Origin of the sequence: Curtobacterium sp. MCPF17_050 (assembly GCF_003224435.2) — a bacterium.
Classification (GTDB): domain Bacteria; phylum Actinomycetota; class Actinomycetes; order Actinomycetales; family Microbacteriaceae; genus Curtobacterium.
In genome coordinates this window covers 331844-352585 of sequence record NZ_CP126250.1, presented here as the reverse complement: position 1 = coordinate 352585, position 20742 = coordinate 331844, and the positions used below count along the sequence as shown (strand labels likewise).

At 72.5% G+C, this 20742-nt stretch carries 21 protein-coding genes; 8 read left to right on the top strand and 13 right to left on the bottom strand.

Annotated elements, in window-relative coordinates:
* Positions 1-11: 11 nt before the first annotated feature.
* Positions 12-1280 carry a PTS transporter subunit EIIC gene (locus DEJ34_RS01725; RefSeq protein WP_110901885.1) on the bottom strand — a complete coding sequence of 423 codons (1269 nt, stop codon included), beginning with the start codon at positions 1278-1280 and terminating at the stop codon, positions 12-14.
* A 178-nt stretch (positions 1281-1458) separates the two neighbouring features.
* On the opposite strand from DEJ34_RS01725, the gene DEJ34_RS01720 reads away from it, so the two are divergent.
* Together DEJ34_RS01720 and DEJ34_RS01715 are read left to right on the top strand one after the other, a co-directional pair.
* Complete coding sequence (locus DEJ34_RS01720; protein ID WP_110823137.1) at positions 1459-1695, top strand: PTS sugar transporter subunit IIB; 237 nt, start codon at positions 1459-1461, stop codon at positions 1693-1695.
* Positions 1692-2144: a PTS sugar transporter subunit IIA gene (locus tag DEJ34_RS01715; protein ID WP_110901886.1), complete on the top strand. Its 453-nt coding sequence runs from the start codon at positions 1692-1694 to the stop codon at positions 2142-2144. Before DEJ34_RS01720 ends, DEJ34_RS01715 begins: the two co-directional genes overlap by 4 nt.
* Positions 2145-2151: 7 nt before the next feature.
* On the opposite strand, the gene DEJ34_RS01710 is transcribed toward DEJ34_RS01715, so the two are convergent.
* The 6 genes from DEJ34_RS01710 to DEJ34_RS01685 form a co-directional block, all read right to left on the bottom strand.
* Positions 2152-2886 carry a GntR family transcriptional regulator gene (locus DEJ34_RS01710; protein WP_110901887.1) on the bottom strand — a complete coding sequence of 245 codons (735 nt, stop codon included), beginning with the start codon at positions 2884-2886 and terminating at the stop codon, positions 2152-2154.
* Between the two features lie 230 nt (positions 2887-3116).
* The gene (locus DEJ34_RS01705; protein WP_110823131.1) at positions 3117-3692 is read right to left on the bottom strand and encodes a GNAT family N-acetyltransferase; all 576 of its coding nucleotides are present in this window, start codon (positions 3690-3692) and stop codon (positions 3117-3119) included.
* A gap of 121 nt (positions 3693-3813) precedes the next feature.
* A complete protein-coding gene (locus DEJ34_RS01700) occupies positions 3814-5364 on the bottom strand; it encodes a dihydrolipoamide acetyltransferase family protein (RefSeq protein WP_110901888.1) in 1551 nt (516 codons plus the stop codon).
* Between the two features lie 44 nt (positions 5365-5408).
* Complete coding sequence (locus DEJ34_RS01695; protein ID WP_110823934.1) at positions 5409-6368, bottom strand: alpha-ketoacid dehydrogenase subunit beta; 960 nt, start codon at positions 6366-6368, stop codon at positions 5409-5411.
* An 86-nt stretch (positions 6369-6454) separates the two neighbouring features.
* Entirely contained in the window at positions 6455-7591 is a 1137-nt protein-coding gene (locus DEJ34_RS01690; RefSeq protein WP_110823127.1) for a thiamine pyrophosphate-dependent dehydrogenase E1 component subunit alpha, read from the bottom strand.
* Positions 7592-7596: 5 nt separating this feature from the next.
* On the bottom strand, positions 7597-8694 hold the full coding sequence (locus tag DEJ34_RS01685) for a histidinol-phosphate transaminase (protein WP_110891411.1): 1098 nt from the start codon (positions 8692-8694) through the stop codon (positions 7597-7599).
* A gap of 184 nt (positions 8695-8878) precedes the next feature.
* On the opposite strand from DEJ34_RS01685, the gene DEJ34_RS01680 reads away from it, so the two are divergent.
* The 3 genes from DEJ34_RS01680 to purB are packed head-to-tail and all read left to right on the top strand — an operon-like array spanning position 8879 to position 11226.
* Entirely contained in the window at positions 8879-9280 is a 402-nt protein-coding gene (locus DEJ34_RS01680) for a phage holin family protein (RefSeq protein ID WP_110901889.1), read from the top strand.
* 51 nt (positions 9281-9331) lie between these two features.
* Positions 9332-9844 (top strand): low molecular weight protein-tyrosine-phosphatase, encoded by a 513-nt coding sequence (locus DEJ34_RS01675; protein ID WP_110901908.1) that lies wholly within the window; start codon positions 9332-9334, stop codon positions 9842-9844.
* Positions 9841-11226, top strand: coding sequence for an adenylosuccinate lyase (gene purB / locus DEJ34_RS01670; protein ID WP_110901890.1), 1386 nt, complete (start codon positions 9841-9843; stop codon positions 11224-11226). Before DEJ34_RS01675 ends, purB begins: the two co-directional genes overlap by 4 nt.
* A gap of 245 nt (positions 11227-11471) precedes the next feature.
* Here purB and DEJ34_RS01665 read toward each other — a convergent pair whose 3' ends face one another.
* A complete protein-coding gene (locus DEJ34_RS01665) occupies positions 11472-12386 on the bottom strand; it encodes a LysR family transcriptional regulator (RefSeq protein ID WP_110901891.1) in 915 nt (304 codons plus the stop codon).
* A 71-nt stretch (positions 12387-12457) separates the two neighbouring features.
* On the opposite strand from DEJ34_RS01665, the gene DEJ34_RS01660 reads away from it, so the two are divergent.
* On the top strand, positions 12458-13495 hold the full coding sequence (locus tag DEJ34_RS01660; protein ID WP_110901892.1) for an EamA family transporter: 1038 nt from the start codon (positions 12458-12460) through the stop codon (positions 13493-13495).
* Here DEJ34_RS01660 and DEJ34_RS01655 read toward each other — a convergent pair.
* Together DEJ34_RS01655 and DEJ34_RS01650 are read right to left on the bottom strand one after the other, a co-directional pair.
* A complete protein-coding gene (locus tag DEJ34_RS01655; RefSeq protein ID WP_110901893.1) occupies positions 13467-14444 on the bottom strand; it encodes an epimerase in 978 nt (325 codons plus the stop codon). The two genes, DEJ34_RS01660 and DEJ34_RS01655, sit on opposite strands and share 29 nt — an antisense overlap.
* Before the next feature lie 19 nt (positions 14445-14463).
* The gene (locus DEJ34_RS01650; protein ID WP_181420707.1) at positions 14464-15198 is read right to left on the bottom strand and encodes a DUF4166 domain-containing protein; all 735 of its coding nucleotides are present in this window, start codon (positions 15196-15198) and stop codon (positions 14464-14466) included.
* Between the two features lie 48 nt (positions 15199-15246).
* On the opposite strand from DEJ34_RS01650, the gene DEJ34_RS01645 reads away from it, so the two are divergent.
* Entirely contained in the window at positions 15247-16161 is a 915-nt protein-coding gene (locus DEJ34_RS01645) for a cation diffusion facilitator family transporter (protein WP_110901894.1), read from the top strand.
* 24 nt (positions 16162-16185) lie between these two features.
* On the opposite strand, the gene DEJ34_RS01640 is transcribed toward DEJ34_RS01645, so the two are convergent.
* Together DEJ34_RS01640 and DEJ34_RS01635 are read right to left on the bottom strand one after the other, a co-directional pair.
* Positions 16186-16818 carry a hypothetical protein gene (locus tag DEJ34_RS01640; RefSeq protein ID WP_110901895.1) on the bottom strand — a complete coding sequence of 211 codons (633 nt, stop codon included), beginning with the start codon at positions 16816-16818 and terminating at the stop codon, positions 16186-16188.
* A gap of 181 nt (positions 16819-16999) precedes the next feature.
* Positions 17000-18259 (bottom strand): MFS transporter, encoded by a 1260-nt coding sequence (locus tag DEJ34_RS01635; RefSeq protein ID WP_110823930.1) that lies wholly within the window; start codon positions 18257-18259, stop codon positions 17000-17002.
* Between the two features lie 81 nt (positions 18260-18340).
* Between DEJ34_RS01635 and DEJ34_RS01630 the strand changes: the two genes are divergently transcribed.
* The gene (locus DEJ34_RS01630; RefSeq protein WP_181420708.1) at positions 18341-19216 is read left to right on the top strand and encodes a LysR family transcriptional regulator; all 876 of its coding nucleotides are present in this window, start codon (positions 18341-18343) and stop codon (positions 19214-19216) included.
* Positions 19217-19366: 150 nt separating this feature from the next.
* Here the strand turns inward: DEJ34_RS01630 and DEJ34_RS01625 are convergent, their stop codons facing one another.
* A complete protein-coding gene (locus tag DEJ34_RS01625) occupies positions 19367-20731 on the bottom strand; it encodes an MFS transporter (protein ID WP_110911207.1) in 1365 nt (454 codons plus the stop codon).
* Between the last annotated feature and the right edge of the window lie 11 nt (positions 20732-20742).

Here is a 20742-nt window from a genome sequence, read left to right as displayed (position 1 = left end):
GGTCCCGACGGCTACGGCTTGGTCGCCGCGTCGATCGAGTTCTCGGCGATCGTGTCCTCCTCGCGCCCCGGGGTGCGGAGGTTCCACTTCTTGATCACGAAGCTGAAGAGGAAGTAGTAGACGACCGCGTACGCCAGGCCGATCGGGATGAGCCAGATCGCCCCGTCCGCCTTGCCGAAGTTGAGCACGTAGTCGATCGCCCCCGCCGAGAACGAGAACCCGTCGTTGATGCCGAGGGCGTTCACCAGCGCGAGCGAGGTCCCGGTGAGCACCGCGTGGATGACGTAGAGCGGGAACGCCACGAACATGAAGGAGTACTCGAGCGGCTCGGTGATGCCGGTGACGAACGACGTCAGCGCGGCCGAGAGCATGATGCCGCCGACGAGCTTGCGGTTCTGCGGCTTGGCGTTCCGCCAGATCGCCAGGGCCCCGGCCGGGAGCGCGAACATCATGATCGGGAAGAAGCCGGTCTGGAAGATGCCCGCCGTCGGGTCGCCCGCGAGGAAGCGCGGGATGTCGCCGTGGACGATCGTGCCGTCGGCGCCGGTGAAGCTGCCGAGCTGGAACCACGGGAAGAAGTTGAGCAGCTGGTGCAGGCCGATCGGGATGAGCATGCGGTTGACGAACCCGAACACGCCACCACCGAGGACGGCGTTGTCCGCGACGGTCTGCCCGGCCCAGGTGAGCGCGATGTCGAAGTACCGGTAGAAGAACGACATGACCACGGCGATGACCAGTGCGGCGGCGGCGGTCAGGATCGGCACGAGACGACGGCCCGAGAAGAACCCGAGGAAGTCGGGCATCTTCGTCCGGTGGAAGCGCTGCCAGAGGACCGCGGAGACGAGGCCCATCACGATGCCGCCGAGGACACCGAAGTTGATGGTGGCCTGGTTGCCGTTCGCGTCCTCGACACCGGCGAGCACGATCGGCGACATGGCCGCGAACACCTGGTACATGACCATGTAGCCGACGACCGCGGCGAGTGCCGTCGTGCCGTCCGACTTCTTCGCCCAGCCGATCGCGATGCCGACCGCGAAGAGCAGCGGGAGCCAGGTGAAGACACCGTTGCCCGCCGCGGCGATGATCGTCGCGCCCTGCTCGAAGCCCGGGATGGCGCCGAGCATGTCGGACTGACCGAGGCGGAGGAGGATGCCGGCCGCGGGCATGACCGCGATCGGGAGGAGCAGACTGCGGCCGAGCCGCTGGGCGTTGGCGAAGAGCTTGCTCTGCTTCTTCGGCGTCTTCTTCTCCGGCACGTCCGTGGGGGCAGCGGTGCTCATCGGCGGTCCTCTCGTCATCGGGTGGAGCTGGTCGGGGTGAGTTGAGTCGTGTGGTCGGCGCAGGTACCCTCGGCAGTGTCGCCAGGTCCGGTCCTGTCCGGTCATGACCAGTTCGTAGTGTCGATGACCACGACGGTCGTGTCAACCTGTGAGCGAACCCGTAACGAGGAGGAAACAGATGGCCGACATCAAGGCAGCCGACATCATCGCCGCACTCGGCGGAACCGACAACATCGACGAGGTCGAGGGCTGCATCACCCGCCTCCGCGTCGAGGTCGAGGACGGCGACCTGGTCGACAAGGACGCCCTCAAGGCCGCCGGCGCCCAGGCCGTCGTCGGAGGCGGCACCGGCTGGCAGGTCATCGTCGGCCCGATCGCGGACAACCTCGCGCAGGACATCCAGGACGAACTGTGACGGTCGTCCGCACGCCGTTCGCCGGACCGGTCGTCGCACTCGCCGACGTGCCGGACCCGGTGTTCGCCGAGCAGCTCGTCGGCGCGGGTGTCGCGGTCGATCCCTCCGCCGTGACCGGCCCGGTCACCGCCGTCGCCCCGGTCGACGGGACCATCGTCAAGCTGCACCCGCACGCGTTCGCCCTGCAGGGTGCGGCCGGGACCGACGTCCTCGTGCACGTCGGCATCGACACGGTCAAGCTCAAGGGCAAGGGCTTCGAGCTGCTCGCCGCCGAGGGCGACACCGTCGCGGCCGGCGACCCCGTCGTGCGCTTCGTCCCGTCGGCGATCATCGCCGCGGGCTACTCCCCGGTCGTGCCGGTCGTCGTGCTCGGGTCCACGCCGGACTCGGTCCCGCAGGACACCGTCGGCAGCGACGTCGCCGCCGGGGACGGGCTGTTCGAGGTCTGACGGCCGGTCAGGCGATCGCCCGCGCGGCCGTCACCTCCATCTGCACCCGGTACCGGTCCGACCGGTACCAGCTGCGCGCGTGCTCGACCGGCCGGGTGCCCGAGTAGGACACCCGGTCGAACTCGAGCAGGGGCGCTCCGGTCCGTGTGCCCAGGAGCGTCGCGATCTCGTCCGCGGCCGGGTTCGCCGCGACCGTCTGCTGCGCCCGGTCGATCGGGTGCCCGTACACGTCGGCGGCGATCGAGTACACCGAGCCCGACAGGTCGTGGTCGAGCAGGCCGGGGAAGACCGCCGCGGCGAGCCAGGCGTCGTCGACGGAGACGGGCGCACCGTCCGCCATCCGCAGTCGCTTGAGGTGGTACGCGGCCTCGCCCTCGGCCAGCCGGAGCGCGGCGACCGTCGCGGCCGGCGGTACCCGCTCCTCGCGGACCAGCACCACCGTCGTCGGCACGTGCCCCATCGCCCGCATCTCCTCGGTGAACGAGGCGAGGTGCAGCGTCGACTGCATCGGACGGTGCGCGACGAAGGTGCCCTTGCCGCGGACGCGCTCGAGGTGCCCCTCGTTCACGAGCTGCCCGAGGGCCTCCCGGACCGTGATGCGGGAGACGCCGTACTCGGCGATGAGCTGGCGCTCCGAGGGGATCGCGGCACCGGGCGCCAGTCGCGTGTTGATGAGGTCGAGCAGGATCCGCCGCAGCTGCTGGTGCTTCGGTTCAGCACCCTCGGTGATGCGGCGGGACAAGCGGGCTCCTCGGGCTGCGGCGGTGGTCCTGTGCGGACATGACCAGTCCCTCCACAGTACCGTCCGACGCTGCACGGTCCAACGGAGCCCGGCCGGCGGCGGCACGGTCGACGAGAGGCACGGTCGACGAACGGCGCGGTCGACGAAGGGCACGGTCGGCAGAGGCGCCGTGCGGTCGGACGCGTGACCGCGGCACCGCGGCACCGCGGCACCGCGGCACCGCGGCACCGCTACGCGTTGGCGATGAGCCAGTCGAGCTGTTCCCGCGTCAGCTCGCGGTCGCTCCACGCCTGGCACTCCACGTCGTCCGACCCGGCGGCCGCCGACGGACCCTGCCACACCTGCGTCAGCCCGACGCGGGTCAGCACCCGAGCCGAGGCGGGGTTGTTCGTGAGCACCCTGCCCGTGACCGGGAGCTCGGGGCGCACGTCGCGCGCCGCGTCCACCGCAGCCCGTGCGAGCTCGGTCGCGTAGCCGTGCCCGTGGTGTTCCGGGGCGAGCCGGTACCCGAGGTTCCACACGCCGCCGGCGGTGCGGTCGACCCCGCCGAGCCCGATGAAGGCGCGGGAGTCCGCCGCACGCGCGACCCACGAGCCGAGCCCGTACCGCACCCGACCGCCGATCTTCCGCTGCACGAGGTCCTCGGTCTGGGCCCGGGAGGTGTGCCGTCCGGCGGGGAGGTGCGTCCAGGTGCGGGCGTCCGAGAAGAGCTCGTGCACCGCGTCGATGTCCGCGGGCGTCACGGGGGTGAGCACCAGGCGACCCGTCCGGATCTCCTGCTGCGGGACGAGCAGCTGGTGGACCATGGCTCGATCTTCCCCCGCGCCGCCGACAACGGCGAGGACGGCACACCGGGACCGCGCGACCCGGACCACGTCGACCGGTCCGGCCGGGACGGAGCGGGGTCGCGCTCCGGTGTCCGGGACGTCAGTCCAGCAGGAGCGCCGGCTCCTCGAGGACCGAGGCGACGTCGTGCACGAACCGCGAGGCCACGTCGCCGTCCACCACACGGTGGTCGAACGAGGCGCCGATCGTCGTCACCATGCGCGACCGCACGTCCCCGTCGACGACCCACGGCTTCGGCTTGATCGTGCCCATGGCGACGATGGCGACCTCGCCCGGGTTGAGGATGGGCGTACCGGTGTCCATGCCGAAGACCCCGATGTTCGTGATCGTGATCGTGCCGTCGGCCATCTGCGCGGGGCTCGTCTTGCCGTCACGCGCGGTCAGGGTCATCTCCTCGATCGCCTTGGCGAGCTCGAGGAGCGACATGTCCTGCGCGTCCTTGATGTTCGGCACGAGGAGCCCGCGCGGGGTGGCCGCGGCGAACCCGAGGTTCACGAAGTGGTGGACGATGATCTCGCGGTCGGTCCACGACGAGTTCACCGAGCGGTTGCGCCGGACGGCCCAGATCACGGCCTTCGCCATGACGAGCAGCGGGGACACCTTCACCCCGGCGAACGTCGGCGACTCCTTGAGGCGCTTGACGAACTCCATCGTGCGGGTCGCGTCGACGTCCACGAAGAGCGACACGTGCGGCGCGGTGAACGCCGAGGTCGTCATCGCGGTCGCGATGGCCTTGCGGACGCCCTTCACCGGGATGGTCTCCTGGCGGACACCGCCCCACTCCGGCGTCTCGATGTTGCGGAACACGCTGGCCTGCTTCGCGTGCCGGATCACGTCGTCCCGCGTGACCTCGCCGGCGAGCCCGGTGGGGACGACCGTCGTCAGGTCGACGTCCAGGTCCTTCGCGAGCTTCCGGATCGGCGGCTTCGCCATGACCTGCAGCGCCGAGCCGCTCGGCATCGTCGGGCGGGCGGGGCGCCGACCCTGCGCGGCGACGGCGTCGGCGGTCGTGGCCTCGCCGTCGTCGGTCACCAGGTCGAGGTCGGCCTCCCGACTGGAGGCCCGGCTCGCCTGCGCCGCGGCCGCTGCGGCCCGGCGGGCACCCGGCTTGCGGCGGGACGGTGCGGAGGTCGCGGACCCGTAGCCGACGAGGACGGCGCCGGAGCCCTCGTCCGTGCCGACCACGCCGGCGTCGACGGCGACCTGTGCGGGCGCAGCGGGGGCCGTCGGTGCGGCGGCGGAGGCCGGGGCAGCGGCGGGCGCGGGGACGGCGGCGGTCTGTGCCGGCGCAGCGGAGGCCGGCGCGGGAGCCGGTGCGGCCGGAGCGGGCGTCTGCGCGACGGTGGCTGCGTCGGCGACGGGTGCCGATCCTCCCGGCACGCCCGCGGCTCCGTCGGACTCGACGCGGATGATCGGCTTGCCGACCTCCACCGTGTCGCCCTCGGCGACGAGCAGCCCGGTCACGGTGCCGGAGAACGGCGACGGGAGCTCGACGAGCGACTTCGCGGTCTCGATCTCGACGAGCACCTGGTCCACGGCGATCTCGTCGCCGGGGGCGACGCGCCACTGGACGATCTCGGCCTCGGTCAGGCCCTCCCCCACGTCGGGCAGGGGGAATTCGGCGACGGCCACGTCGGCTCCTTCAGCAGGGTTCGTTCGTACGGGTGCGGTGCGGGTCAGTAGGCGAGGGCGCGGTCGACGGCCTCGAGGACGCGGTCGGCGTCCGGCAGGTGGAAGTGCTCGAGCTTGGACTGCGGGAACGGGACGTCGAACCCGGACACCCGCAGCGGCGGTGCCTGCAGCGTGTAGAACGCCCGCTCGGCGACGGTCGCGGCGATCTCGCTGCCGACGCTGATGAAGCCCGAGTCCTCCTGCGCGATGACCAGGCGACCGGTCTTGCGCACCGAGGCGAGCAACGGCTCCCAGTCGATCGGCGAGATCGAGCGGAGGTCGACGACCTCGCAGCTCGTGCCCTCGGCCTCGGCGATGTCGGCGGCCTGCATGAGCGTCGCGACCATCGCACCGTGACCGACGAGCGTGACCTCGGTGCCGGTGCGGGCGACGCGGGTCGTGTGCATCGGCACGTGGCCGTCGACGAGGTCGACCTGCCCCTTCGGCCAGTAGCGCGACTTCGGCTCGAAGAACACCACCGGGTCCTTCGACGCGATGGCCTCCTGGATCATCCAGTAGGCGTCGTTCGGGGTGCTCGGGCTCACGACGCGCAAGCCCGGGGTGTGCGCGAAGTACGCCTCCGGGCTCTCCTGGTGGTGCTCGATCGCGCCGATGTGACCGCCGTAGGGGATGCGGATGACGATCGGCAGCGACATGTGCGCCGGCAGGCGGTTCGCCATCTTCGCGAGCTGCGAGGTGATCTGGTTGAACGCCGGCCAGACGAAGCCGTCGAACTGGATCTCGATCACCGGACGGTAGCCGCGCAGGGCGAGTCCGATCGCGGTGCCGACGATGCCGGACTCCGCGAGCGGGGTGTCCCGCACACGGTCGGCGCCGAAACGGTCCTGCAGGCCCTCGGTGATGCGGAAGACGCCGCCGAGACGGCCGATGTCCTCGCCCATCAGCAGGACCTTGTCGTCCGCCTCCATCGCCTTCGCCAGGCCGGCGTTCAGCGCCTTGGCCATCGGGAGGGTCGGCGTCGGGTCCGCGGGGACCTCGCCGGCGCCCGGGTGCGCGCGCAGCGTGTAGTCGAAGAGCTGCTCGGTCGTGCTCATGCGTGGGCTCCTGCGTCCTGGCCGGCCTCGTAGTCCCGGAGCCATGCGCGCTGCTCGTCGATGCGCGGGTGCGGCTCCCGGTACACGTTGTCGAACATCGCTTCCATCGGCGGGTCCTGGAGGGCGTTCGTGCGGGTGCGCACGTCGACGGCGATCTGCTCGCCCTCGGCGTCGAACTCCGCGAACTGGGCGTCGGTGGCGCCACGGCTGCGGAGGTACGCCTCGGACCGGGTGATCGGGTCGCGGGCGACCCAGCCGGCGAGCTCGTCGTCGGCACGGTACCGGGTCGGGTCGTCCGAGCTCGTGTGCGCGCCGATGCGGTAGGTGTCCGCCTCGACGAACGCCGGGCCCTGCCCGGTCCGGGCGTGCTCGGTCGCGATGACGCTGGCCGCGTACGAGGCCAGCACGTCGTTGCCGTCCACACGGATGCTCGGGATGCCGAAGCCGCGCGGCCGGTCGACGAGCGGGGTCGGCGACTGCACCGACACCGGCACCGAGATGGCCCAGTGGTTGTTCTGCAGGAAGAAGACGACCGGGGCGGTGTGCGACGCGGCGAACACGTACGCCTCGTTCACGTCACCCTGGCTGGTCGCGCCGTCGCCGAAGTACACGATCGAGCACTCGTCGACCGTCGGGTCGCCCGTGCCGACGACGCCGTCGAGCGCCTGGCCCATCGCGTAGCCGGTGGCGTGCAGCGTCTGCGCGCCGATGACGAGCGTGTAGACGTGCGTGTTGCCGCGCTCGTCCGGGTCCCAGTTGCCGTGGGCCTGCCCGCGGAAGAGCGAGATGATCTCCATCGGGTCGACCCCGCGCTGCAGGACGACGGCGTGCTCGCGGTACGACGGGAAGACGTGGTCCTGCGGGCGGAGCGCGAACGCGGAACCGACCTGCGCCGCCTCCTGCCCGTGGCTCGGCGCCCAGAGCCCGAGCTGACCGGTGCGCTGCAGGTTCGCGGCGGCGTGGTCGAAGCGTCGGGTGAGCACCATCTGACGGTGCATGGCGAGGAGGGTCTCGTCGGGGAGGGCCTGTGCGACGGCGGCGAGTTCGGCGTTCTCGTCGGTCTCCACGAACCGGCCCTCGGGGTCGAGGAGCTGGACGGGGGTCGTCGCAGGAGCCGCGGCGCGGAACAACATGTCGGTCAGCGTACCGGCCGGTCCGAAGCCCCCGTTGTGAGACGTCCCACAACGGCACCCGTGGTTTCGAGGAGCTTTGCGACAGCCTCGTGCTCGCCGATCGAGACACGGATGCCCTCGGGCGCGAAGGCCCGGACGATGAGCCCGGCGTGCTCGAGGGCCTCGGCCACGACCGCCGTGTGCTCGCCCGTCGGCAGCCACACGAAGTTGCCCTGCGCCTCCGGCACGTCCCAGCCCTGCGCGAGCAGCCCCGCGCGGATCCGGTCCCGTCGATCGGCGAGCTCGGCGACCCGCTCGAGCAGCTCGCCCTCGCGCTCCAGACTGGCCAGCGCGGCCGCCTGACCCTGCGCCGTCACGGACAGCGGGATGGCGCACGCACGGACGGCGTCGAGGACGTATGCCGGTCCGAGTGCGTACCCGACCCGGAGGCCCGCGAGGCCGTACGCCTTGGAGAAGGTCCGGAGCACCACGAGGTTCGGGTACCGCTCGAGCAGCGCAGGACCGCGGACGGCGTCCACGTCGGTGACGAACTCGGCGTACGCCTCGTCGAGCACCACGAGCACCGAGGACGGCACCTGCGCCATGAACGACTCGAACTCCGCCCCGGTGACGATCGGTCCCGTGGGGTTGTTCGGGGTGCACACGAGCACCATGCGCGTCCGCTCGGTGACCGCCGCCGCCATCGCGTCGAGGTCGTGCCCGCCGTCGGGCCGGTTCGGCACCTGCACGCTCGTCGCGCCGGCGACCGTGACGACGCCCGGGTACGCCTCGAAGGAGCGCCAGGCGTAGACGACCTCGTCGCCGGGGCCGGAGGTGGCCTTCGCCAGCTCGTGCAGGATCGCGACGCTGCCGGGGGCGACGTGCACCTCGTCGACCGTGACGCCGAACCGGTTCGCGAGCACCGCCCGGACGGCGAGCGCGGTGGCGTCCGGGTAGCGGTTGTACGACGTCTGCGCCTGCACGGCCTCGACCACGCCGGGCAGCGGCGGGAAGGGGTTCTCGTTGCTCGAGAGCTTGAGGGCGTCCGGCGCGGCCTGGCGTCCCTGCTTGTAGGGCGGGAGGACCGCGATCTCGGGTCGGATGTGGACGGGCTGGTCGGTCACCGGGTCAGGCTAACGGGCACGACCGCGATGCTGCGTCCTCCGGGCGTCGGATGTGGACGGGCTGGTCGGTCACCGGGTCAGGCCAACGGGCAGGACCGCGATGCTGCGTCCTCCGGGCGTCGGATGTGGACGGGCTGGTCGGTCACCGGGTCAGGCCAACGGGCAGGACCGGCATCATGGGTGCATGCGGTTCATCGTCCGGCTCGTCGTCAACGCCGTCGCCCTGTGGCTCACCACGCTCGTCGTCGCGGGGGTGTCCGTCGACGCCTTCGGGGACGCCGGCCCCGTCGAGACCGTCCTGACCTACCTGCTCGTCGCGTTCGTCTTCGGCATCGTGAACGCCGTCATCGGCACGCTCATCCGGATCGTGGCGTTCCCGCTCTACGTGCTGACGCTCGGGCTCATCTCGTTCGTCGTGAACGGCGTCCTGCTGCTCATCGTCGCGGGGGTGTCCACCGCGCTGGGCTTCGGCCTGTCGGTGGAGTCCTTCGGCTGGGGCATCGTCGGCGCCTTCGTGCTCGCGGTGTGCTCCTGGCTGGTCGGACTCGTCGCCCGCCCGGTGCTCGGCGGTCGCGGTCGCGCCTGACGGACGGGCGTCGCGTCCGCACCCCGGCTGCGCCATGATGTGCACATGACCATGGACGCCGGCGCCCCGTCGCCCTTCCGTGTCTCCTTCGTCTGCAGCGGCAACATCTGCCGGTCCCCCATGGCCGAGATCGTCTTCGCGCAGGTCGCCGCCGACGCGGGCATGGCGGACCGGTTCGTGGTCGTGTCCGCGGGCACCGGGGACTGGCACGTCGGCGAACCCGCCGACGAGCGCACGATCGCAGCGCTCGCGGCACGCGGATACGATGGCAGCAGGCATCGCGCCCGTCAGTTCGACCCGGACCGGTTCCCGGACCTCGACCTGGTGGTCGCACTCGACCGCTCCCACGAACGCATCCTGCGCTCGTGGGCCCCGACCATGGACGACGCCGCCAAGGTGACGCTCCTGTTGCGGTACGACGACGCCTGGCCCCAGCAGGCCGACGTGCCGGACCCGTACTACGCGGACCGACATGAGTTCGACCGGGTGCTCAGCACGGTCGAACGGGCCTGCCGGGCGCTCTTCCACCAGCTCGAGCCGGCAGTCCGCCAGGGAGCCCCATGACCCCCCTTCCCCCGCAGCCGATCAGCCCGCTCGACGGGCGCTACTACCCGATCGTGCACACGGTGGGCGAGCACCTGTCCGAGGCCGGTCTCAACCGTGCCCGGATCCGGGTCGAGGTCGAGTGGCTCGTGTTCCTCACCGACCACGCGATGTTCACCACCTCGCCGCTCTCGGTCGACGACAAGGCCGCCCTCCGCGCGATCGTCGACGACTTCGGGCAGGCCCAGATCGCGGAGCTCGCCGAGATCGAGGCGACGACCCGTCACGACGTCAAGGCGGTCGAGTACTTCGTCCGCCGTCGACTCAGCGACCTCGGCCTCGACGCCGTCGCCGAGCTCACCCACTTCGCGGCGACGAGCGAGGACGTCAACAACCTGTCGTACGCCCTCACCGTGCGCGACGCCGTCGAACACGTCTGGCTGCCGTCCGCCCGTGCGGTCGTGGAGCGCCTGCGCGAGATGGCCACGAGCCTCCGCGCCGTCCCGATGCTCTCGCACACGCACGGCCAGCCCGCGACGCCGACCACCCTCGGCAAGGAGATCGCGGTCGTGGTCTACCGGCTGGAGCGGATCCTGTCGCAGGTCGAGCGGGGCGAGTACCTCGGCAAGTTCTCCGGCGCGACCGGGACGTTCTCCGCGCACCTGGCCGCGGACCCCGAGGCCGACTGGCCCGCGCTGTCCCGGGAGTTCGTCGAGGGCCTCGGCCTGACGTGGAACCCGCTGACCACGCAGATCGAGTCGCACGACTGGCAGGCCGAGCTGTACGACCGGGTCCGCCACGCGAACCGGATCCTGCACAACCTGGCGACCGACGTGTGGACCTACATCTCGATGGGGTACTTCACGCAGATCCCGGTGGCCGGCGCCACGGGGTCGTCGACGATGCCGCACAAGATCAACCCGATCCGGTTCGAGAACGCCGAGGCGAACCTCGAGATCTCGTCGGCGCTGTTCTCGACGCTGTCCGAGACCCTCGTCACGAGCCGCCTGCAGCGTGACCTGACCGACTCGACCACGCAGCGGAACATCGGCGTCGCGTTCGGGCACTCGCTCCTGGCGCTCGACAACCTGCGCCGTGGGCTCGGCGAGATCGCGGTCAACGAGACCCGTCTGGCCGAGGACCTCGACGGCAACTGGGAGGTGCTCGCGGAGGCGATCCAGACCGTCATCCGCGCCGAGGTCACCGCCGGGCAGTCCGACATCGAGGACCCGTACGCGATGCTCAAGGAGCTCACGCGCGGCAAGCGGATCGGACGCGACGACCTGGTCGCATTCGTGAACGGCCTGGACATCTCGGACGGCGCGAAGGCCCGGCTGACGAACCTGACGCCGGCCGGCTACACGGGCCTGGCGGACGAGCTGGTCGACCACCTGGACGTCTGAGCCGCACAGCGTCGCGACGGCGGCGGGTCGCACCGGTGCGTCCCGCCGCCGTCGTCGTCTCCGCGGTCGGACGGGAGGCCCGGCACGGCAGTGCCGACCCGTCGCCTTCACGGGGCAGTGCTGACGCGCCCGCTCGCTCGACAGGATGGACCCCGACCCCGTGCTCCGCTCCCGCATCGCCGCAGCCGCCGGTCTCGGGGAACGTCTCCTCCGCCACAACAGCACGACCGCGCGGTCCCACCACCTCAGGTGGTGACGTCCGTCGCTCCGGCGACCAGGGCCTCCAGGACGACGCGCACCGCCGGTCGGACCGCTCGGTCCGGCCGCACGAGCGCCTCGATCCGCCGTCCGGCGCGCACGTCGGCGAGGGTGGCGAGGTGGAACCGTCCGGGTGCGCGCGTCCGTGAGGTGTACCGCGGGACGAGCGCGATGCCGTGTCCGGCTGCGACGAGGTTCTCGATGACCGGCAGGTGGATCGTGCGGAACGCGACCGACGGCGGTGCATCCGAGGCCGCGGCCATGGCGGTGAGCACGCGGTCGATCGGGTAGTCCTCCGGGACGCCGATCCAGGTCTCGCCGAGGACGTCCTCGATCCCCACGCGTTCCCGGCCCGCGAGGGGGTGGTCGAGCGGCAGGGCGACGTCGAGCGGTTCCCGGAGCAGCGCGACGGTCTCCACCGCGGGACGGTCGGCACGGCGCGCCCCGTCGGGCCGGTGACCGATGACGACGTCGTGGTCGGCGGTGAGCGGGGCGAACTCCCCCTCGCTGACGTCGACGTCGGAGAGTTCGAGGGCGATGCCCGGGTGCTCGCGCATCCGCGTCAGGAGCCCGGGCAGCAGCAGTTCCGCGGCCGAGGGGAACACCGCGAGGTCGACGGTCCCGGTGGCACCGGCGAGGTGTTCGGCCCAGGCGGACTCGACGGTGGCGAGGGCGGTGGCGACGCCGGTGGCCATCCCGGCCAGGACACGACCGTGCTCGGTGAGCCGCACCCCACGCCCGACGCGCTCCACGAGCGGCACCCCGGCCTGGCGCTGCAGCGTCCGGAGCTGCTGTGACACCGCACTCGGTGTCCGGTGCGTGGCGGCGGCGACCGCGGTCACGCTCCCGCGTTCGGCGAGCTCGCGGAGGACCGGCAACAGGGCGATGTCGAACCCGACCATGCAGGGACCCTACAACGATCCTGTCGGAACGTACGCTGGTGCTACTGCTTCAGGTGCGGGACGATCATCCGGTGCTGTTCCGCGATCGCATCCTCGCCCTCGTCGTCGCCGTCGCCTGGGGTCTGAACTTCCCGGCGACCGCGATCGCCCTCGAGCACTTCCCGCCGTTCCTGCTCGCCGCGGTGCGCTTCACACTGCTCGCCGTGCCGACCCTGCTGTTCGTGCCGCGGCCGCAGGTGCCGTTCCGGTGGATCCTCCTCGTCGGCTCGACGCTCGGCGTCGTGCAGTTCGCGTTCCTCTACCTGGGCATGTCGGCCGGGATGCCCTCGGGGCTGGCGTCGCTCGTCATCCAGGCCGCGGCGCCCTTCACCGTCGTGCTCGCCGGGGTCCTGCTCCGCGAACGCCTGACCACCCGGCAGGTCGTCGGCGTGAGCATCGCCGTCGCCGCGCTCGGCGTCATCGCGGTGCACCGGGCGCAGACGGCCGCGCTGCTCCCCGTCGTCCTCGTGCTCCTGGGGGCGATCGGGTGGGCGACGGGCAACGTGGCGACGCGCCGGACGGGACCGGTGAACCCGCTGCACCTGACGCTCTGGTGGGCGGTCGTCCCGCCGATCCCGATGGCCGTGCTGTCGTTCGTGGTCGAGGGTCCGGAACGGATCGGGCAGGCACTGGGCACCGCGTTCACGCTCGAGGCGCTGCCGGCCGACCTCGGCGTCCTGTACATCGTCGTCGCGGCGAGCCTGGTGGGCTACGGCATCTGGTCGCGGTTGATGGGGAAGTACCCGTCGAGCACGGTCGCGCCGTTCTCGATGCTCGTGCCGGTCGTCGGGGTGCTCGCGTCCTGGGCGGCCTTCGGCGAGGTGCCCGATGCGGTCGAGGCCGTGGCCGGGGCGGTCGTGGTCGCGGCGGTGCTGTGGTCCTCGCGCCCGCCGCGGACCGGCCTGGCCGTCGGGACGCCGCCGGGTGCTCGGGACGCCGCGGGGCCCGGCGGCGTCCCGAGGGCGTCCGGGCGTCCTGCGCAGACGGGGGCGTCCCGGCCCGACTCCGGCTCCGCGCCCGGCTCCGGGCCCGCCGCCCCGGTCAGCCCCGGTGCTGGCGTCGCTCCGTGATGATCCCGGCGAGCGCGCCGCGGAGGTGCGGGTACCGGAACTCGTAGCCGGCCTGCACGAGCCGGGTCGGCACCACCCACCGGCTCTTCAGCACGAGTTCGGTCTCGGTGCGGATCGCGAACGCCCCGAGCTCCAGCATCCACCGCCACGTCGGCAGTCCGAAGCGGCGCCCCACGGCGTCCCGGATCGTCGCCATCACCGTGCGGTTGTCGGACGGGTTCGGGCTCGTCACGTTCACCGGGCCGTCGAGGTCCTCGTGGTCGCGGACGAACCGGATCGCGCCGAGGACGTCCTCGATGTGCACCCAGCTGAAGCGCTGCCGACCGTGGGTGTGCCGGTCGTGGTGGTACGTCCCCGCGGCCAGGCGCGCCCTGGTGGGGAACCACGGCCCGTCGTACTGGGGTCCGCCCAGGCCGGCCTGCGCGAGGCGGAGCAGGGGGACGAGGGCGCTGCCGTCGCCGAACACGATCGCCATCCGGAGCGCCACGCGGCGGGTGCTCGGCAGGTCGGTGCGGAACAGGGCGTCCTCCCACGCGCGGGCGACACCGACGGAGAAGCCCTCGCCGAGCTCCCCGGTCTCCTCGTCCTGCGGGCGGTCGTCGGCGTGCCGGTAGATGGTCGCGGTGGACGCGTTCACCCACAGCGGCGGCGGGTGCTCGGCGGTCCGGATGGCCTCGGCCAGTTCGAGCGTGGTGTCGACCCGGGAGCGCAGGATCTCCGCACGGTTGCGGCGCCCGTACCGGCAGTCGACGCTCTTGCCCGCCATGTTCACCACGAGGTCGGCGCCGTCGACGAGCTCGCGGATCCGCAGGGTGTTCCCCCAGACGGCGTCGCCGGTGCGACCGACCGTGACGACCTCGTAGCCCTCGTCGCGGAACGCTTCCTGCAGGTACCGGCCGACGAACCCGCTCGCCCCCGCCACCACCACGCGTCGCTGCTGACCGCTCATGCTGTCCTCCTGCTCCCGGTCACTCGTCGGGTACGACGGCGTACCGGAACGCCCCCTCGTACCGGTACAGCGTGCCGAGCACCGGTGCGGAGAGCACCAGGGACACGCGCTGCACGTCGGCTTCGTCATCGAATCGTTCCGTGAGCTCGACCCGCGGTGCGACGCCGGCCGGAAGGCTCCACGCGCGTCCCAGCGCGCGCACCGACACGCGCGTGGAGACCAGGCGGAGCGCCCCGGCGTCGGGTCCGGTCGCCGGTACCTCCACCGTGAGCACCGCGCTCACCCGCCCGCGGGTGCCGAGGTGGTCGACGAGCCCCTCCGGCTCGGCGGTGATCGCGTCGACCATCGTCCGGTCTCCGGAGGCGAAGTGGAAGGTGCGGTGCGCACGCACCGCGGGACGCCCCTCCCGGCCGTCGGCCCGACCACGATCGGCGCGGGAGCTGCCGGACCGGTGGGCGTCGCGGCGGCCGGAGCCGGGTTCCTCGTCCGGCGCCGGGCCCCGGCCGACGCGGACCGGGCGGTTCTCGACGGTGAAGGGCACGTCGTGCTCCCAGACCGGGAACATCACCGCGTCCCGCGCGAAGACGGCGAGCACGAGCCACACCCAGCGGCGGGGCGTGCCGACGACGCGGAACGTGCCTGACCCGCGCCCGACGTACCCGGACGGGATCCGGCCGAAGTACGTGCGGAGACGCGGATGGAGCCGCGCGAGGACGTCGGCCGACGCGCTCAGCTCGTACGGCGATCCGCTCACGCTCCCGATCCTGGCACGCCATCGGACGGGGCTCCTACGATGGCGGTCATGGGACACGACCACGGCCACACGCACGGACACGCGTCCGAGCGTGCGCTGCTGATCGCGTTCTGCATCTCCGCCGGGATCCTGCTCGCCGAGGTCGTCGGCGCGGTCGTCACCGGCTCCCTCGCCCTGCTCGTCGACGCCGGGCACATGGTCGTCGACACCGGCGGACTGGGCATCGGCCTCGTCGCCACACGTCTGGCACGCCGGATCCCGACGGCCCGGCGCACGTGGGGGTACCAGCGGGCGGAGGTCCTCGGCGCGACCGCGCAGGCCGCGGTCCTGCTCGCGGTCGGCGTCTACGTGGTGATCTCCGCCGTGCAGCGGTTGTTCGTGCCCGAGGACATCGAGGCGGGGCCGCTGCTCGTCTTCGGGGTCGTCGGACTCGTCGGCAACCTCATCGCGTTCGCGGTGCTCGTGCGGGCGTCCGGCGAGGGCTTCACCTCGCGGGCGGCACGGCTCGAGGTCCTGAACGACACCCTCGGGTCCGTCGCCGTGATCCTGGCCGCGGTCGTGCTGTTCCTGACCGGCTGGCAACGAGCCGACTCGGTCGCGGCACTGCTCATCGGAGCGCTCATCCTGCCCCGGGCCGTGAAGCTCCTGCGCGAGACCGCCGACGTCCTGCTCGAGGCCACCCCGCGCGGACTCGACCTGGACGCGGTGCGCGGGCACATCCTCGAGCTCGACCACGTCATCGCGGTGCACGACCTGCACGCGACGCTCGTGTCGACCGGCGTCCCGAACCTCACCGCACACGTCGTGGTGGACGACCACTGCTTCACGACGGCGCACGCCCCCGCGATCCTCGACGAACTGCAGCAGTGCGTGGCGGAGCACTTCGACGTGCCGGTCGAGCACTCGACCTTCCAGCTCGAGCCGGCGTCACACCAGCGGCACGAGCACGAGGTGCACGCCTGATCCTCCCCCTGGTGCCCCCGGGCGTCAGCAGTCGGACTCGTCCGTCGGGTAGGCCGTGATGACCCGCTCGGTCGTCGCGGACACGATCACCTTGACGAAGCCGTCCGGGCTCGGCGCGCTGCCGTCGTCGAACCGCACGGGCGCGGCGTAGCAGACCTTGCCGTCGCCGGCGTCGACCGGCAGGCCCTTCTGCGGGTTCGTCACCGCGGTCCGCACGGCGGTGAGCATGGCGTCGTCCCAGTCGCGCGCGTCGGTGTGCCCGCGGAGGACGTCCTGCCAGTCGGCGGTGTGCCGCACCATGATGTGTTCGTACCCCTGCGCAGCGTCCCCGCACTGCAGGACGACGGTGCCGAGGGCGGCGGTGTCGTACGACGCGACCTCCGCACGGGTGTCGGTGCCGCAGCGGTCGAGCACCGCGGCGCCCGGCAGATCGGGTCCCCTCCGGGCGATGACCGCCACGCCGCCCGCGTCGCCCTCGCCGCCCTGCGTCGACTGCGGCTCGTCGGCGGTCGTGGACGCGGTCGCCGACGGTGCGGCGGAGAGGACGGCGTCGTCACCCTCCCGCGCGTTCGTCAGGGCGAAGCCGCCGACCACGAGGACGGCGGCGACCGCCGCGGCGATGCCGGTCAGCGTGGAACGCGGGCGCTTCTGGGCCATCGGGCCAGTATGCCGGAGGGGTGCGGGCCTCCCGGTCGGACCGGCGGGGCTGCTGCATCGCGGCGCGGTCGTCACGGTCGTCACGGTCGTCACGGTCGTCGGGACGCCGCGCGACCCCGCCCGACCCGGGCGACGCCGACGTGGCGAGCGGCGCCGGACCGGGGGCGGCGTCTCGCGGCGGTCAGGCGCGCGCGGCCAGCCGTCCGCCCGCGACGATCGCGAGCACGGAGACGAGCACCACGTACCCGATGAGGACCGGCAGGGTGGGCAGGACGAGCAGTGCGGCGCCGACCGCGACGACCGGGATCGTGAGCCCGGCGTAGGCGATGAGGAACGTCGCGGCGAGGACGCCGCCGCGCTCCTCGGGGCCGACGAGGGCTCCGGCGCTGCCGATCGAGGCGCGGAACAGCAGACCCACACCGGCACCGGCGACGACCCCGCCACCGATGAACCCGGCGACCTGCAGCACCACCGCCGAGACCGCGAGGACCGCGAGACCGCCGACGAGCAGGCCGACACCGAGGCGGATCTGCCTGCGCTGCGGGAGCGCGGCGAACACGATCTGCGACAGGGCACTCGCGGCGAAGACCCCGAAGGTCGTGGCGCCGGCGGCCAACCGGTCGGTGACGTGGAACGTCGTCCCGAGGAACGTCGGCGCGACGGAGGTGAACAGCCCCTGCACCGCGAGGGCGGCGAAGGCCCCGGTGCCGGCGGCCCAGAACGCGGCGCTCTGGCCCTCCGGAGCCTGCAGGCGCTGCGGGTGGTACGGCACGGGCTCGGCCGGACGGTCGACGGTCTCCGGGACGGCCAGCACGACGACGAACGCGACCGCCAGGGCGACGACGAACACGACGTAGGGCACCATGAGCGGCTGACCGACGAACTCCGCGAGGGCACCACCGACGAGGGCGCCCAGCGACAGGCCGCCGAGGTTGACGACGCCCGCGGCGACGCTGGCGCCCTTCGCCGAGGACTCGTCGCCGGTGGCCCGCACCTTGAGCTCCCCGAGGTGTGCGGTCGCCGTCGCGGTCAACGTGCCGACACCCAGTCCGGTGACGAGTCGCGCCACGATCAGACCGGTGACGTCGTTCCAGAGGAGGAACAGCACCGCGGCGACGAGCTCCAGCGCCACGGACACGAGGATGAGCGGACGACGCCCGTGCACGTCGCTGAGGTGTCCGGCGAGCCAGAGGGAGCCGACGACGCCCAGACCGTACGCGGCGAAGACGACGGTCGTCGTGAACGTCGGGAAGCCGTCGCGCGCCTGGTAGATGACGTAGAGCGGCGCGGGGACGGTCGCGAAGGCCATCACCGAGGTGAACGCGAAGGCGACGGCCCAGAAGCCGAAGCCGTGCCGACGGCGGGTGTGCGCACGCCGACCACGGGGAGCCGGAGCGGTGGCCTGGGCGCCGGTCGCCGGCGTTTCGATGACGGTTGACATGCCCCGATCGTCCCGCCGGTTGACCATCGGGTCAAACGCAGCTCCTTGATGGCCGGCATCGATCTCGTCGATGATGTCCGGATGGAGACCCGCTTGCTCGAACAGTTCGTCACGGTCGCGGCCGAGGGCAGTGTCACCCGTGCCGCCGAGCGCCTGTGGGCGGCGCAGTCGACGGTGTCCGCGGGGATCGCGAGCCTGGAACGGTCGCTCGGGACCCGCCTGTTCGAGCGTGGCGGCCGGCGGCTCGTCCTCACCCCGACCGGAGCGGACCTCCTGCCCCACGCCCGGGCCGTGCTGGAGTCGCTCGACCGGATGCGTGACCTCGCCGCGGCGTCGGACGCGGAGCTGCGCGGTCGGGTGCGCCTCGGCATCTTCACGAGCATGGACGTCGTCGACCTGACCGGCGTCCTGCGCGACTTCCGGCGGCAGCACCCGCTCGTCGCCGTCGAACTGATGACCTCGCCGAGCGGGACGACCGGGCTCGTGCAGGACCTCGTGGCCGGGCGCCTCGACCTCGCGTACACGGGGCTGCCGAACACGCCGTCCGGGGTCGTGGTGGAGCCGCTCCGGGAGATGCCCTTCCGGGTGTTCCTCGCCGCCGACCACCCGCTGGCGGACCGGCGCTCGGTGTCCCTCGCCGACCTGGCCGACGAGACCTTCGTGGACACCGCGCACGGGTTCGGCAACCGCATGATCCTGGACGCGGTGCTCGAGCGGCTCGGCATCCGACGTCGGGTTGTCGCCGAGATGAACGACATGCCCGCGGTGGTCCGGTTCGCCTCGGCCGGGATCGGTGTCGGGGTCGTCCCGGACTCCGGCGTCCGCTTCGACGGCGCGGTGCTCGACCTCGAGGACGTGGTCGAGCCGCTGCGGATCGGGCTCGCCATGCGGGCGGACCCGGAGCCGAACCGGGCGACACAGGCACTGGCGCGGGCGATCGTGGCGGCCCGACGCTGAGCCGCGCGCGCAGCCGGAGCCCCGCGGATGGTCGGCCCAGCCCCCGTCGGGTCAGCCGCCGCCGGGTCAGCCGCTGTGTCAGCCGCCTCCGGGGTCAGCCCCGTCACGTCAGCCGCGGTCGGGTCAGCCCGGCGGTGAACCGCCGCCGGGTCAGCCGCGGAGCAGGGGCGCGACGGCCTCGACCGACCGCCGGGCCGCCCCCGTGGTCGACAGCACGCCGACCAGGACGATGACGGCGCCGATGCCCACGACGATCCACCACATCGGATGGGTCGCGACCGCGAACGCGGGGCCGACCGTCGCGACCGCACTCGCCCCCGTGACGGTCCCGGCGAGCGCGACGCCGAGGGACACCCCGGTCTGCCGACTGGTCGACGCGACGGCCGCCGCCGACCCGGACTGCGCGCGGGGCATGCCGGAGACCGCGGTGTTCGTGATGGGCGCGTTCACCATGCCGAACCCGAAGCCGAACAGCACGAAGGCGACCACGAGGACCCACATCGGCGTCGAGACCTGCACGGTGGTCAGGACCGCACCGGCCGCACCGATCCCCAGACCTGCGAGGACGAGCGGCACCCGCGTCCCCACCGTGCCGATGAGCCACCCCGAGACCGGCGACACGACCATCGTCGCGAGGGCCGACGGCAGCGTCCACAGCCCCGCTTCGAAGGGGGTCAGGCCGCGCACCTCCTGCAGGTACAGGGCGCTGAGGAACAGGAACGCCCCGTTCGCCCCGAACGCCACGAGCGCGGTGCCCACGGCGGACGAGAACGGGACGCTCCGGAAGAAGCGGAGGTCGATGAGCGGCTCGGCGGTCCGACCTTCGACGACCACCAGGGCGACCAACGCGGCCGCGGCGAGGACGAACAGACCCAGCGTGCCCGCGGACGCCCAGCCCAGTCGGGGGCCCTCGATCAGCCCGCCGACCAGGCTCGCGAGCAGCACGATCACGATGCCCTGCCCGAGCGGGTCGAACCGCCGGGGCTTCGGCGACCGCGACTCCGGGACGAACAGGAACGTGAGGACGATGGCGGCGATGCCGATCGGCACGTTGATCCAGAAGATCGCGCGCCACCCGACGGTGTCGGTCAGCGCTCCGCCGACCAGGGGGCCCAGCCCCATTGACACCCCGACGACCGCGCCCCAGACGCCGACCGCGCGGGCACGTTCCTTCGCGTCGTCGAACGTCGCCGTGATGATGCTCATCGCGACCGGGTTCATCATCGAGCCGCCGACGGCCTGCACCATGCGGAAGACGACGAGCCACCCGACGCTCGGAGCGAGCGAGCAGAGCAACGACCCGACGGTGAAGAGCGCGAGACCGACCTGGAACGTCGTCCGACGGCCGATGCGGTCGGCGGTCGATCCCGACAGCAGGAGCAGGCTCGCGAGGACGAGCGTGTAGGCGTCGATGGTCCACTGCAGGCCGGCGATGGGGCTGTGGAGTTCGCGTCCGATCGACGGGAGGGCGACGTTCACCACGGTGGCGTCCATCGAGACGATGAACAGGCTCATGCAGCAGACCG

Bases quoted from the DNA above. Each gene is read 5' to 3' on its own strand.
- DEJ34_RS01725 (WP_110901885.1), bottom strand. From the start codon at position 1,280: ATGAGCACCGCTGCCCCCACGGACGTGCCGGAGAAGAAGACGCCGAAG.
- DEJ34_RS01720 (WP_110823137.1), top strand. From the start codon at position 1,459: ATGGCCGACATCAAGGCAGCCGACATCATCGCCGCACTCGGCGGAACC.
- DEJ34_RS01705 (WP_110823131.1), bottom strand. From the start codon at position 3,692: ATGGTCCACCAGCTGCTCGTCCCGCAGCAGGAGATCCGGACGGGTCGC.
- DEJ34_RS01695 (WP_110823934.1), bottom strand. From the start codon at position 6,368: ATGGCCAAGGCGCTGAACGCCGGCCTGGCGAAGGCGATGGAGGCGGAC.
- DEJ34_RS01690 (WP_110823127.1), bottom strand. From the start codon at position 7,591: ATGTTGTTCCGCGCCGCGGCTCCTGCGACGACCCCCGTCCAGCTCCTC.
- DEJ34_RS01680 (WP_110901889.1), top strand. From the start codon at position 8,879: ATGCGGTTCATCGTCCGGCTCGTCGTCAACGCCGTCGCCCTGTGGCTC.
- DEJ34_RS01675 (WP_110901908.1), top strand. From the start codon at position 9,332: ATGGACGCCGGCGCCCCGTCGCCCTTCCGTGTCTCCTTCGTCTGCAGC.
- purB (WP_110901890.1), top strand. From the start codon at position 9,841: ATGACCCCCCTTCCCCCGCAGCCGATCAGCCCGCTCGACGGGCGCTAC.
- DEJ34_RS01665 (WP_110901891.1), bottom strand. From the start codon at position 12,386: ATGGTCGGGTTCGACATCGCCCTGTTGCCGGTCCTCCGCGAGCTCGCC.
- DEJ34_RS01655 (WP_110901893.1), bottom strand. From the start codon at position 14,444: ATGAGCGGTCAGCAGCGACGCGTGGTGGTGGCGGGGGCGAGCGGGTTC.
- DEJ34_RS01645 (WP_110901894.1), top strand. From the start codon at position 15,247: ATGGGACACGACCACGGCCACACGCACGGACACGCGTCCGAGCGTGCG.
- DEJ34_RS01640 (WP_110901895.1), bottom strand. From the start codon at position 16,818: ATGGCCCAGAAGCGCCCGCGTTCCACGCTGACCGGCATCGCCGCGGCG.
- DEJ34_RS01635 (WP_110823930.1), bottom strand. From the start codon at position 18,259: ATGTCAACCGTCATCGAAACGCCGGCGACCGGCGCCCAGGCCACCGCT.
- DEJ34_RS01630 (WP_181420708.1), top strand. From the start codon at position 18,341: ATGGAGACCCGCTTGCTCGAACAGTTCGTCACGGTCGCGGCCGAGGGC.
- DEJ34_RS01625 (WP_110911207.1), bottom strand. From the start codon at position 20,731: ATGAGCCTGTTCATCGTCTCGATGGACGCCACCGTGGTGAACGTCGCC.